Genomic DNA, 13,523 nt, shown 5'->3' with positions numbered 1-13,523 from the left:
GATTAGTACTTATAAAAACCTTGTTTAGTTTTTCGACCTAAATAATTAGCGCGTACCATCTTTCTAAGTAGAGGGTGTGCTCTGTATTTTGGATCACCAGTCTCTTTATATAAGGTATCCATGATTGATAAATTCACATCATTACCAATTAGATCAGCCAGTGCCAATGGTCCCATCGGGTGATGTGCCCCATACTTCATTGCTTTATCGATATCTTCAGCAGTAGCAACACCTTCAGCCAAAATGCACACAGCCTCATTGATCATAGGTATCAACATTCGATTTACTACAAAACCAGGCGCTTCATTTACGATTACCGGCTTTTTACCTAAAGACTGTGTAAATTCGCACATTTTAGTAACTAACTCAGCATCAGTCTCATGACCTGATACAATCTCAACTAGTTCCATTAAAGGAGCTGGATTAAAAAAGTGCAGCCCAATAACATTGTTTGGATTCGGTAAGACGCTCGCAAAAGCTGTGATTGGCAAAGAAGATGTATTAGTAGCGACAATGGTATCTTTTCCAATGTGCTCAGCTAATTGACCAAATAACTCTAATTTAGCTGTAAAATCTTCGGAAATAGCTTCAATAACGATATCTGAATTTTTACAAGCCTCATACGTGTCGTATAGATGGATAGACTCAGCTGCTTTATCAGCGTCAACTTGCTCTAGCTTGCCCTTACTCACTAACCTGCGTAGCTGTTTAATAACTTGAGATTTTAGGGCTTCACCCTTCTCAATGCTACGAGCAACAATATTCACCTGAACTGAAATATTCGCGCTCACTAAAACTTGGCAAATACCTGCAGACATAACACCTGAACCTATGAGTGTAATTATCATACTTCTGGTAACTCCTTTAATTTTTTTGCTGGATTGCCAGCGAATATTGTAAAATCTGGGATATTTTTGGTCAAAACACCTCCCATGCCCAACATTGCCCCACGCCCAATATTGACGCCTTGACGAATGCTAGCCCCTGTTCCTACTTCACTGAAACATTCGATATTTACATTTCCAGAGATAGCAGCCATCGGTGCGACAGTAGAAAAATCACCAATGTTGGTTTCATGTCCGACTGTAACATTTAAATTTAGAATAACATGCTGGCCAACTTTTATGTCTGTGGTTAAAATAGTGCCAGCACACACCATACAACCCTCAGAAAATACCACGGTATTTGAATATTTAACAGATGGATGAATTAGGCAAGCATACTCAGGTGTACCTTGCTGTTCTATTCTTTCTTTGACGATAGCCCTAGTACGAGGGTTGCCAATAGCAATAACAATTTCCGCATCAAATTCTTGCCACTTTTCTATCGAGCCGACAACAGAAACTCCCTGTACATCAGTACCATGCGTATCAGGGTTGTCATCCAAAACCCCGATAACTGTACGCCCGCAGTCCTGAGCAAGCCAAACGATTTCTTTAGCGAAACCACCACCGCCTATAACTAAAATTGGTTTCATTTTTTACTCCCTTTAAATTCATGCATTGTCGCAGAATCACTGGCAGTGATCCCCTCTCTAACGAACACTTTCTTCACCGTAAGAAGTAAAATTTTAATATCTAAGATGAAGCTTTGGTTATCTACGTACCATACATCAAGTTCGAATTTGCCTTCCCAACTTATTGCATTCCGGCCATTTACTTGAGCCCAGCCAGTAATGCCTGGACGAACATTATGTCGGCGAGATTGCTCCTCGTTGTAAAGTGGCAAGTACCTCACTAATAGAGGTCTGGGGCCTACTAGGCTCATATCGCCTTTTATTACATTGAATAGCCCCGGCAGCTCATCCAAACTAGTGGAGCGTAAAAATGCACCAAACTTTGTCATTCTTTGCTCGTCGGGCAACGGGTTGCCATCTTTATCAGTACTATCGAGCATGGTTCTAAATTTTAACATTTTAAATACTTTACCATGCAAACCAGGGCGCTCTTGGACAAAGAAAATCGGCGCACCCAGTTTTATACGAATTAAGATCATTGTTAGTACGAACACTGGAAGTAGTAACACAAAAGCGCCCAAAGAAACTACTAAGTCAAATACACGTTTCATTTTACTACCTCCATAATTTTTAGGAGCTCGGCATTAACTTTGTGTACGTCAAATTTATCCATTGCCATTTTTCTGCTCTTTTGTGCCATAACATCCAAGTTTTCAAGGTTTTCTATAAACCAGATCATACGATCTGCTAGCTCATCGACACTTGCTTTTTTAACTAACCAACCATTTTCAGAATTGACTACAGTTTCTTTGCAGCCTGGGACATTCGTCGTTAATATCGGCCTTCCTGTTGCCATAGCCTCTAAAACGGTTCTCGGCATCCCTTCATGATAAGAAGGTAAAACAAACACATTACACGCTTTAATATGCGGTCGAACGTCATTCGTGGAGCCATGGTAGTGAATAATACCGCTGTCATGCCACTTATTCACCTCACTAATATTTATCCCATCAGGAGAGGGATCCTCTGGTCCAACAAGATGAAACTCAGCTTCAGGGTAACGGCGCTTAACAATTTCGGCAGCCTGATAATATTCGCGAATGCCTTTATCAGCAAGCAAGCGCGCAATGAGTAAAAAACGAGGCTTGTTTGGCAAAGGCTCAGCTTCAAAATGTGCAAGGTCAACGCCAGAACCGTTCACCAAATGGCACTTGTCTTCAGACACAATACCTTGCTCAATGAATACTCTCATATTATCTGGGTTCTGAAAAATGACCCCTTTGGCCTCTTTTAAAGCCAATTTATACAAGTTTCTAACTAACAATATGAGCAGACTTTTTAAAAAACCTCCCGGCTGAAAAGCATACCCTAGCCCAGTCACCAAAGGATAAAACTTGGGTGATTTGGCAAACCTAGCTGCAATGCCGCCCCAAATAATGGGCTTAATTGTATACGCTAAAATGATATCAGGCTTAATTCTTTTGAAATGCCTTACTAGGGAAGAAACCGTTTTAAAGTCTTTAAGAGGGTTCAATCCATTTCTAGCTACTGGATAATCCACATAGTCATGCGCAAAATTCGTGATATTTTTTTGAAACTCAGCATCAGCCTCTGAAGCCATAGCTGTTACAGTTGCCCCATTATCTCCCAACTCTTTTAACAACAAGCCTCGAAAACGAATCAGGGACATTGGTAAAGCCCCAATAACGACAACTTTCATTATAATCTACCTTTTCGAGCTGGGTTGGCATCTAACCAAGCTTGTAACATTAATACATCCCATAACATAGCTGCGTTATTTTCTTCACCAACAATATGCTTTTGCAATGCTTGTCCTATCGGCTCAGGGTTGAGTAGCCCTTGAGAAGTCAATCGTTCGGGTGACAAAAGATCCTGTGCCCAGCCCTTTAACTCCCCTCTCAACCAGTCGTGGATAGGGACTCCAAAGCCCATTTTAGGACGTTCCATCATTTCCTGCGGTAAGTATTTATAAAGCACCTGCTTCAACGCCCATTTACCACAATTTCCACGCTGCTTCATATTCATGGGTAATCTCCATGCAGTTTCAGCAACACGAGGATCAAGTAACGGGATGCGTCCTTCTAAACTCACTGACATCGCAGTTCTATCAACTTTAGTCAGAATATCACCGGGTAAGTATGCAATAGAATCCTGATACATCATGCGCTCAATGGCTTCTGAAAAGTCAGGCGCACTAGGAGACCAAATATCCGACGACTCACAACCAATTACAATACCATTGACGTCTTTCCAGTGCATCATACTAAGTTCGTAGAGCTCTTCAATGCTTTGCGCTTTTAGCCAACCTGATAAGGTTTTTAATTTGGCACCCATAGCTCCCTTTCTGCCGTATTTTGCAGCCAAAGGAGATAGAAATGCAAAAACTTTATCTAACACGCTGGTTGGTGCACTTTGAATTACTTTCGCAAATACACTTCTACATGGAAACTTATTTATCTTTTTCCAAATATCCGGTGTTGCTTGGTATCGCTTATAACCCGAAAATAATTCGTCACCTCCATCACCACTCAAACATACTGTCACTTTTTCTTTGGCTATTGCGCTCACCAAATAGGTAGGTAACTGAGATGCGTCAGAAAAAGGTTCATCAAATATATGACCCATCTTTGGCACAATATCGAGTGCATCCGTTGGGTTTAAATATCGCTCTGTATGATTAGTTCCCAGATGCTCAGCAACTTCTTTAGCAAAAACAGCTTCATTATATCCTTCTACGTTAAAACCAATCGAGAAGGTATTAACTGGTGAATTAGACTGTGCCTGCATCAAAGCAACCACTAAGCTGGAGTCCACTCCGCCTGACAAAAATGCCCCCAGAGGCACATCTGACGCCATACGCAGCTTCACAGCTTTCAATAGTTCAGACTCTAGACAGTCTATAGCTTCTTGTTCGTCGCTGAATTGCTGGCTTTGCGCACGCCCAATAGTATCTGCCAAAGTCCAATAAGCTTTAACATCTGACACCTGTCCATTTTTAAACGTCACAACCGACCCTGGCGGTAACTTTTTAACTTCTTTATAGATTGTCAATGGAGCTGGTATATAGGACGTCTCCAACTGGCGGCTCACTGCTGCACGGTCCACCGTTAAAGAAATGTCATGTAGGGCCTCAATTGCACTGAGTTCTGAGGAAAATCCAAAATAATCCCCTTGAGAAAAATAATATACAGGTTTTTCTCCAAAACGATCTCTTGCAAGCGTTAAGGTCTGCTCTTGCATATCCCATACGGCAAAACCAAACATACCATTAAATTTGTCAATCGCCTGCTCGATGCCCCAGTGCTCAAACGCGGCTAACATTACTTCGGTATCAGAGCTGCCACGCCAAGATTGAGCAGGCAAAGCTTGCCTTAGTTCCTCGAAGTTATATATTTCACCATTGAATGCTATATGGTAACGACCTGATGCACTAGGCATCGGTTGATGACCGGCAGCACTTAGGTCGTGAATGGCTAGCCTTCGATGACCAAGATGTAATCCATTATTTTGCCACATGCCAAAATCATCGGGCCCACGATGCACAATTGCATCCAACATTGCGCCTAGCTTTTGCTGCGCTTCGTCCTGGCTTAAATGGCGGTTATAAAATCCTGCAATCCCACACATTATTGAGTATGTCCTAAAGAAAATAATTTGTTAGCTATTACATCAATTGCATAACTATTTCGAATATAGTCTGCTGATGATTGTGATGTCTCTATGAGTTCAATGGGTGTTTTAGCAATATATTTTTGCAGTAATTGAGTCAAAGCTGATGCATCTGCTATTTCAACAATCCGCTCTGAATCAATAATCTCTGGTGCATCTCCAACTCTTGTCGAAAAAGCAATGCAACCATAGCCTGATGCTTCAGCCAATACATTTGGAAACCCCTCGGTTTTCGAACTCAAAATGAAAAAATCGACAGAATGGTAGAAGCCCACCATATCGTCCTGTTGTCCTATCAATTCTACCTGCTTTGAATCTATTCCAAACTCCGTCAAATATTCAACCAGTACAGGATTGTCCATAGTCATATCTCTACCGGCGACTCTAAGTGAAGCGTTTTTATTTTGACTTAATATTGGAGCAACAGCGCGGAATAAAGTCTGATAATCTTTGGCCTCGTGAAAGCGACCAGCGGCCCCTATTACCATACTATCAGCTTCAAAGCGCCTTTGTTTTAGTTGCTCAAATTGGTAACCATTAGGAACGTATACACATTGTGATAGTTTGCCATAACCAAACTCTATATGTTGATGCATCGCTTTTTTTGAACAATGCACAATGTGTTTAGGTATTCGGCTCAATAACTTCCCACCTTGAATTGCGAGTTTGGTGCTTAACTTCTCTCCCTGATAATCATCCAAAGAATGCCTCACGCCCCAAATCAGTGGTATTTTACTGCGACTGAGCAAGCTGCTCAACGCCGAAACGAAATTAGCATGATACATCCAAGAATAAATCGCATTGATCTCACCTAAATTTGATAAGATCTTTCTTAACTTCCAAGCCGAAGCGACTAAATTAAGGGCATTCGTAGTGTTTAGCGCAATAAACTTTACATTCTGATTAATAATCCGATTAGACATTTTCTCTGAAATCGTCATTAGCGATATGACTGTATGAGAACTGTCAGAGGCGTTTATTGCCCTAATCATCATACTTTCAGCACCGCCTACCTCACTAAAATTAGTTATGACATGAACGTAATTACATTCCATTAAACGCTTCCAATAATTTTTGTTTTGTTTTGCTTTTCGAGAAGGTGCCGTTGTCGACCTATTAAATCTTGAGGTGCTCACCACTCTCTAATATTCACGTTAAGATAACGCCCTTACCACTTACACTAAAATTCAAAAACATTTTCAATGAACTGTTTCGGTGACAAAAAGCTATAATTTTTATTAACAGGCAGCTCTTTGTCTTCAAAAACTCGATCAAGTATTGTGGTCAATTCTTTGTCGTTACCATACTGGAATATGCAACTATCATCTACCAATTCTTTTACTACACCGGTACTCAAAGACGAACAACACGGAACACCTAAAATGCTAGCCTGAATGAGTGCGTTAGGCATACCTTCATATCGTGATGCCAGAACAAACAAGCCTGCCTTAGCAATATAGGGGAATGGGTTGCTCTTAAATCCTAAATAAACAACTCTATCCTCCAGCCCGTATTGGCGAGTTAGATTTTCTAAGTCGCTCTTAAACTCCCCCTCGCCTAACACCACTAATGAAAACTTGCTTGATTTGGCTTTGCTCATTGCTGCTAGAATTGTTTGAACACCTTTAGATTCAATTAGCCTGCCAACCGTCACAATATAAGGCTCAGGAAGAGACTCCGAACAAGCATTCTCTAGCGCCTCTCGTTTAATTTTATATTCGTCGATAGGGTTTGCTAAAACTTCAACTCTTCGGTTAATACCATAAAACTGTACTATGTCTTCTTTAACACTTGCCGTAGGAGCAATGAGCGTGTCAACCGAAGCATAAACCTGTTTAATTAACCTCTTAAATAATTTTCCTTTGAAGTTCTTAATCACATTAACTGAAGGGGTGCTAGCTTCACGTGCTATTAATTTACAACTACCAGCTTTTCCAGATAAAAGTAACGCAAAATAAGTGATGCAAATAACATATTCTTGAGAACAAAATATATAATCAAACTCACCTTTTCTTATTAGCTGAGCTAGGGAAAATAAAGATTTAGATAGTCCAGCACCTGAACCACGCTTAACTTGAACCGAGTGAGATATTTGTTCAACATAAGGGCCTGTATAATTTCCAACAAATAAGCTTACATCCATCCCCATTTCGCTAGCGTTATTTGCCAAGTCTACAGATAGTCTCTCAGCTCCACCGCCGTTTAGGCTAGCCAGAACAAATAAAACCTTATTGTTTTTATTGAGTGTTTGCATTTTTACAGCCATAGAGTAAAGATGTGAATACGAAGAAAACTACCATGTATTTGAAGATAAATGGTTCTTTGAGTTCAGCTATAAAAGGTAGTAACAATAGGATTAAAAAGAATCCACTGTTTCTGATGTTTTTATAATAAGAATAAAGAAAACCAAAGAGAACCAAATAAAATAGAACACCGAGTAACCCAGCGGCATAAAAAGTTTGAACATAGCCAATATCGCTACCCGATGCATTCAAACCGTTTTGCAAAGCCACTTGTCCACTGCCGAGTATGACGTCCATAGTGTTCATTTCTTTGATCCCCATAGACAGTAAGGTTTTGATTGTTTGATCATCTCCGGTGAGGGTACTTTCAGCCCATTTTAATGTATATGCTAAAAATTGCTCATTACTCAATACAAAATCAAGCAGTAGTGTGTTAGCAACAACGACACCGACGATTGTTAAAAAGACCGTTTTTAAATTGACTTTGGAATAGTAAAATAAAAGCAATAAAGCAACCAGCGACAGCAGTAGTCCTGTTCGACCGACTAATACTTGAGAGAAACATATCAATAGCATGACCGGTAAATGCCAAGGTTTTTTTCCAAAAATAGCCAATCGCACTATCGAAAATGCCCCAAATGAAATAATCAAGGACAAAGTAGCACCACCAGAGCTTGATAGCCCGGGTGCTCGGCCTAGGTTAGACAAAAAGTTGTGGGATACGTTTACGTAACTAAAAATAAAATTATTTGCTGCTGGTGAAGAGTAAGTGATAAAAACAAATGCTACCTGAATGAGAGTAGCTCCTACAATTGCTTTGTGAAACTGAATTTCGTCATTAAATATTTTGACATACATACCAGCTGAAAATAACGAAAATAATGCAAAGTGAACAAAGCGGCTAAACTGCGTTTTATCTCCTTCAGCGTATATAGAAACAAGTAAATTAACAAGGCTTAAAGCAAAGCATAAATATATAAAAGACAACTGCTTTTTATCAAAATACCGTAACCTACCTAGTAACACCATACCTAAAAAAGTAAACAGTAATACAAGCCTAGAAGTAGTTACACTCGGCATAAAGACAAAGCTAATATTATTTAGAAATAAAAAAAGCCAACAAACCTGAAGCGAAAAGTTAGCATTATACAAAAGCTTCATAAATTTCAATTTCCAAATTCAGTTAATTATCAAGTAGTATAAATACCAACATTCCAAATACAAACATGAAGAGTGCAATCCAGTTTAAAGCACTAGGCTCGAATAACAGTTTTAATACTCGTTATCTAGATAGCGTTTTCACAGTCGTTCAGACATAAAAATCTTATTTAAACAAAAGTCTATATAAAACCTTGAGCCTAAAGTTATTCTTTAACGCAGAAACTTGATAACTTTTCTTTTCATCAACATCGTAGTTCGCACACTGATTTAAAAGATCTGACTCTCTTTTAAGTATACTAGAGATGTATTTTGGAAACTCACTTTTCAAAATGGCGCAGGTAATAAAATGATCCTGCAATGCTGAGCCGTGAACCTTTTTACTGGCACTTGTGACATTATTGCTATGTCTTCTATAGCGGCCTAATACTTCTGGAATATATTCAATAGTCCCGCCATCTTCGAGGCACCTAATCCAATACATCCAATCAGAAGCGATTGGCATTCTATTATCATAGGAAGGTAACTTGTCAGAATTCCTCACCATTGCCGATGCGGCTCCTAAAAAGCAGCCATATCGCATAAGCTTTTCAATGCCGCCTCTACGAGGAGTTGCGCCTTCTGAAAACTTACGAATAGTTTTATTTGTATCTGACTCAAAAACATCTAAATCATGATAACAAATAGCAACTTCAGGGTGTTTCTCCATATAATCTACTTGGCGTGATAGCTTATTGGGAAGCATCAGATCATCGCCTCCAGTCCAAGCAATGTATTGTCCAATACAAGCATCGTTCGCAGCATTTGAATTTGCTGTTATACCTCTATTTTTTTCTGATAAGCATAAAGTGAACTTGCCTGGATACTGCTCATCATACTCGCGCAGCATCTCTTGTGTACCATCGCTTGAACAATCATCTGCGACCACAATTTGAACATTACTATAAGATTGAGCCAGTATTGATTCAATACACTCTTTCAGGAAGTCCTTTTGGTTATAAGTTATAATTGCGACACTAACTAATGGACTCGATTTCAATTTCTTTTTCTCCACCGGATATAATTAGAATAAGCAAACACAAAATAAAACACACTGTTTATTAGGTAAGCTAAAGTAATCCCTTCAAGTCCATGACTATCTAGCAGGATATGGCTTAATGTAAGTAATAGTACGCCAAAGAAAACTTCAGAATAGACATACACTTTAGTCATCGACTTGGCTAACATAAGGTAAGAAAATACCCACGATGCTATTTTAACAACGTCACCTATCAGCTGCCACTTAAAAAGCGGAAGCATTCCTTGAAAGCTGTCATCAAATAGTAAATTAACAAGTATTCCTTTTGTTACGAATATAAATAGAGCAAATAAGACAGACACTGGAATAACCAGTTTCATTACCCGAATTAACTCAGTATCTAGCTTTTCAACTTCTTGTATAGATGACAGTTTAGGCAACAAGTAAGTGCTCAATACGGTTGTTAAAACCAGTAAGTACATCGTTGAGATATACCAAACTCCCTGCCAATACCCAACACTATCATCGCCAAGCTGATCACCAATAATATTTCTTATTTGAATTTGTACTAACGGAACAACCGCAGCTGTCGTTAAGGTCATTAAAGAAAATTTAAAAAACTTAATATATAAGGTATTGCTAGGAGTAATGAATAATGACTTTAATGAATTAAAAAAGTCAGCACCTCTTAACACAATCAAATATACAAGCACCATTGATTGGCCAATAGCTAATGCATAAAGAGCACCCAAGGTTTCAAAATTAATAACCATTGCTGTGCAAAAAAACAGCATGAAAATATTTTGAATTATTTGTACTTTTATAAAGTCCCCAATCAACCCTCTGCCGTTTAAAGTGCACAGGTACCATTGGTTAACTGCATAAAGAAGTACCATAGTTCCAAAAACTCTGATTAATGTAATATAGCTATCTTCGCCAAATACAGCCTCTGATAGCATGGAAGCATAAATAATACAGAAAACAGAAACCAGGACAGAACTAAATAAGGTTATTCTTAAAGATGCTGAAGTATATAAAGTAAGCTGCTCTGCATCTTCTTTTTTTTCAGCAGTGTATTTTATAACACCTTGATTCACTCCTCCTTGAGAAAAAGACATTAATATTTGAATCAGACTTTGAAACTGGCCGATCAGAGCAAGTCCGCTAGGACCAGCATAAACAGCAACGACTTTATTAATGACCAAGCCAGATACTAGCTTGGTCATTGTTGCTATAAAACTTAAGAGCGACGTTTTGATTAACTTCATAACTTAAATCATGAAGCTATTCATTGCAGTGATAACTTTTTTCTGCTCTTCTATATCGATGTATGGTGATATTGGAATGGATAGAACTTCATCTTGGAGACGTTCCGCCAATGGTAGAGAAATATGCTGATATTCCCTATAAGCTTCTTGCTTATAAGGCACGATAGGATAGTGAACTTGTGTTTGAACACCATGCTCTATCAAATGGTTTGCTAACGCTTCACGATGCTCTGTACGCACAACAAATAAGTGCCAAACATGTGCGCTTTGCAAGTCAACCTCTGGCAAAGAAATTAAAGGGTTATTAATTTCTGAACGATAGAATTCAGCAACCTTTCTTCGATTGGCGATTTCTGTTGGTAAATATTTCAACTTTACCGCTAGCATCGCCGATTGGATCTCATCTAATCGGCTGTTATGGCCTTGGTAAAGGTTTTCATATTTAACATGTGAGCCATAGTTTCTTAAGGCCACCAAAGTTTTAGCCAAGGACTCATCATCTGTGGTGATAGCTCCTCCATCACCTAGCGCACCTAAGTTTTTTCCTGGGTAGAAACTAAATCCAGATGCATCACCCCAAGACCCTGCTTTCTTTCCGTCTAATTCAGCACCATGTGCTTGAGCACTGTCTTCCAGTACTAGTAAATCAAACTCTTTAGCAATCTCCATGATTGGTTTCATGTCTGCCAATTGACCATATAAGTGCACCGGCAGAATCACCTTCGTTTTACTGGAAACCGCATCTTTGATTTTTTGAGGACATATATTGTGAGATCTTTCTTCAGGCTCAACAAATACAGGGGTTAATCCCGCTTCTGTAACAGCAAGCACAGAAGCAATGTAAGTATTGGCAGGGACGATAACCTCGTCACCCTTTTCTACTTTTCCTAGCTCGATCCAAGCCTTCAACGTCAAAGTAAGGGCGTCTAAACCATTTGCGACCCCAATACAAAACTTTGTGCCGCAAAACTGTGCAAACTGACTTTCAAACTGCTTTGTTTCGCTCCCCAAAATGTACCAACCTGAGTCGATAACACGAGAACAAGCTTCTTTTAATTCTTCAGCATAAGGCGCATTAAGCCTCTTTAGCTCTAAAAAATGGATCATCTGAACTTCTCCATAAATTCTATTTGCTCTTGTTGCTTATTCATTGCAACATAATCAAAAACATCTAAACCATGAAAATCTTTCAAGTTAACATCTGCGCCTAAATCAATTAGCTTTTCAAGGTATTCTCTGTTAAAGCTTTTTAAAGCAAAGTTTTTGGCGTACATAAACACACTCGTACCATTGTTATTTATGTCATTTATATCAGCACCATTTTCTACTAGGTAAGCTATGACATCGAGTGAGCCATGATATGCAGCAACTATTATGGGAGACCATCCTTTCTCATTTTTTTCGTTGATATTAAAAGGGTTGATTAGTGATTTAACTTCAGTGAGATTATTACACGAAGAGGCCTCTAATAGGCTATCCAAACAATCTTTATAGACTTTCAGGTTATAATCTACTGTTGAGAGTAAAATAAACTGCTCATTTTCTGAAATTACGCTTCCTGGTTTTAAACCACTAACTTCATCTAGAATCTCAGCTCCTAACACCTTAGTGGAAAATAGCTCCACTAATTGATAATCCCTAAAAGTAAAAGCGTCTATTTGTTTTTTTACTTCAATAGCGGTTTTGTTGAGATCAATTTCTAAGCATCTGTAATTTATTGATGAACTACTATAATAGGAGGAATCTACAGCGCTTTGCTTTTTACCAGAGCATTGACCATAAAGAATACTTTCTATATTCTCTATAACCAACTGAGTACCATAGTTAATATACTTAGAATAAAGAGATTTAGCAGTTTCATTCAAATCGATACTAAACACTTTCTGATATATAATATCACCAGTATCAATACCATCATCAATATAGTGGAAGGTAACCGCCGACTCACTTTCATTATTTAATATTGGAAGTGCTGAGGTATACATACCTTTATATTGTGGAAGTTTAGAAAAGTGTATGTTAAAAACTTTTTCATGCTTAAACTTTGATGGCTTAATAATTCGATCAAACTCTAAAGATAGGAAAACATCACCTTTTTCGACATACGCTTCATCTAAGCTTACAGATCTTAAATCATTCTCTAAACAATATTTTTTAAATGAAAGTTGATGACCATCAACGCCATCATCATTACGATTAAATACGGCAACTAACTCAACATCAGGTAGGTTTTCTTTTATATGTTTAGCAACGCCAATTGCAATATTATTCTTTCCGCCGATTATAACTTTCACTTAGCACACCTTAAGAACTCATCATAATCACGAATATAATCAGACTCATCATACAACTCGCTGGCAATAACCATAACAACACAATCATCTGAAAAGTTGTGCATCTCTCGCCACTTTAGACCACTGATGTACAAGCCAACATCGGGGGAAGAGAGTTGAAACTCTTCTTTTGAGTTACCATCATCAAGAATAAAGGTAACGCTCCCTTTCACGCAAACAGCAACTTGCTCCAAGTTTTTATGTGCATGAAAACCACGAGCTTCCCCTTCTTTAGTATCGAAAATATAGTAGATACGTTTTATATTAAAGGGGATATTATTATTCTGTTCTAAAGAGATGAGCGATCCGCGTTTATCTCCCAAATTATCAAATTTTATCAATGATTTGGATAACATA

At 38.6% G+C, this 13,523-nt stretch carries 13 protein-coding genes; all 13 read right to left on the bottom strand.

Features of this window, described 5'->3' with window-relative positions; translation table 11 throughout:
* Positions 1-2: 2 nt before the first annotated feature.
* Positions 3-848 (bottom strand): 3-hydroxyacyl-CoA dehydrogenase family protein, encoded by an 846-nt coding sequence (locus QNM18_RS21450; protein WP_211011955.1) that lies wholly within the window; start codon positions 846-848, stop codon positions 3-5.
* Positions 845-1,477, bottom strand: coding sequence for an acetyltransferase (locus QNM18_RS21445; protein WP_211011954.1), 633 nt, complete (start codon positions 1,475-1,477; stop codon positions 845-847). The genes QNM18_RS21450 and QNM18_RS21445 overlap by 4 nt, the downstream gene beginning before the upstream one ends.
* A complete protein-coding gene (locus QNM18_RS21440; protein WP_211011953.1) occupies positions 1,474-2,067 on the bottom strand; it encodes a sugar transferase in 594 nt (197 codons plus the stop codon). Before QNM18_RS21440 ends, QNM18_RS21445 begins: the two co-directional genes overlap by 4 nt.
* The gene (locus QNM18_RS21435) at positions 2,064-3,176 is read right to left on the bottom strand and encodes a glycosyltransferase family 4 protein (protein WP_247687449.1); all 1,113 of its coding nucleotides are present in this window, start codon (positions 3,174-3,176) and stop codon (positions 2,064-2,066) included. The genes QNM18_RS21440 and QNM18_RS21435 overlap by 4 nt, the downstream gene beginning before the upstream one ends.
* The gene (asnB, locus tag QNM18_RS21430; protein ID WP_284138389.1) at positions 3,176-5,104 is read right to left on the bottom strand and encodes an asparagine synthase (glutamine-hydrolyzing); all 1,929 of its coding nucleotides are present in this window, start codon (positions 5,102-5,104) and stop codon (positions 3,176-3,178) included. Before asnB ends, QNM18_RS21435 begins: the two co-directional genes overlap by 1 nt.
* Positions 5,104-6,069, bottom strand: a complete 966-nt coding sequence (locus tag QNM18_RS21425; RefSeq protein ID WP_284138388.1) for a glycosyltransferase — start codon at positions 6,067-6,069, stop codon at positions 5,104-5,106. Before QNM18_RS21425 ends, asnB begins: the two co-directional genes overlap by 1 nt.
* A gap of 257 nt (positions 6,070-6,326) precedes the next feature.
* Positions 6,327-7,400: a glycosyltransferase gene (locus QNM18_RS21420; protein WP_284138387.1), complete on the bottom strand. Its 1,074-nt coding sequence runs from the start codon at positions 7,398-7,400 to the stop codon at positions 6,327-6,329.
* Complete coding sequence (locus QNM18_RS21415) at positions 7,384-8,469, bottom strand: hypothetical protein (protein WP_284138386.1); 1,086 nt, start codon at positions 8,467-8,469, stop codon at positions 7,384-7,386. Before QNM18_RS21415 ends, QNM18_RS21420 begins: the two co-directional genes overlap by 17 nt.
* A 244-nt stretch (positions 8,470-8,713) precedes the next feature.
* Positions 8,714-9,586: a glycosyltransferase gene (locus tag QNM18_RS21410; protein ID WP_284138385.1), complete on the bottom strand. Its 873-nt coding sequence runs from the start codon at positions 9,584-9,586 to the stop codon at positions 8,714-8,716.
* Positions 9,583-10,833 carry an O-antigen translocase gene (locus tag QNM18_RS21405; protein WP_284138384.1) on the bottom strand — a complete coding sequence of 417 codons (1,251 nt, stop codon included), beginning with the start codon at positions 10,831-10,833 and terminating at the stop codon, positions 9,583-9,585. Before QNM18_RS21405 ends, QNM18_RS21410 begins: the two co-directional genes overlap by 4 nt.
* A gap of 3 nt (positions 10,834-10,836) precedes the next feature.
* On the bottom strand, positions 10,837-11,940 hold the full coding sequence (locus tag QNM18_RS21400; RefSeq protein ID WP_211011946.1) for a DegT/DnrJ/EryC1/StrS family aminotransferase: 1,104 nt from the start codon (positions 11,938-11,940) through the stop codon (positions 10,837-10,839).
* Positions 11,937-13,127 (bottom strand): formyltransferase family protein, encoded by a 1,191-nt coding sequence (locus QNM18_RS21395; RefSeq protein WP_211011945.1) that lies wholly within the window; start codon positions 13,125-13,127, stop codon positions 11,937-11,939. The genes QNM18_RS21400 and QNM18_RS21395 overlap by 4 nt, the downstream gene beginning before the upstream one ends.
* On the bottom strand, positions 13,124-13,522 hold the full coding sequence (locus tag QNM18_RS21390; RefSeq protein WP_284138383.1) for a sugar 3,4-ketoisomerase: 399 nt from the start codon (positions 13,520-13,522) through the stop codon (positions 13,124-13,126). The genes QNM18_RS21395 and QNM18_RS21390 overlap by 4 nt, the downstream gene beginning before the upstream one ends.
* Position 13,523: the final 1 nt, after the last annotated feature.

The sequence above is a fragment of the Pseudoalteromonas obscura genome, from assembly GCF_030135505.1.
GTDB classification, from domain to species: domain Bacteria; phylum Pseudomonadota; class Gammaproteobacteria; order Enterobacterales; family Alteromonadaceae; genus Pseudoalteromonas; species Pseudoalteromonas obscura.
This window is presented reverse-complemented; position numbering and strand designations above follow the sequence as displayed.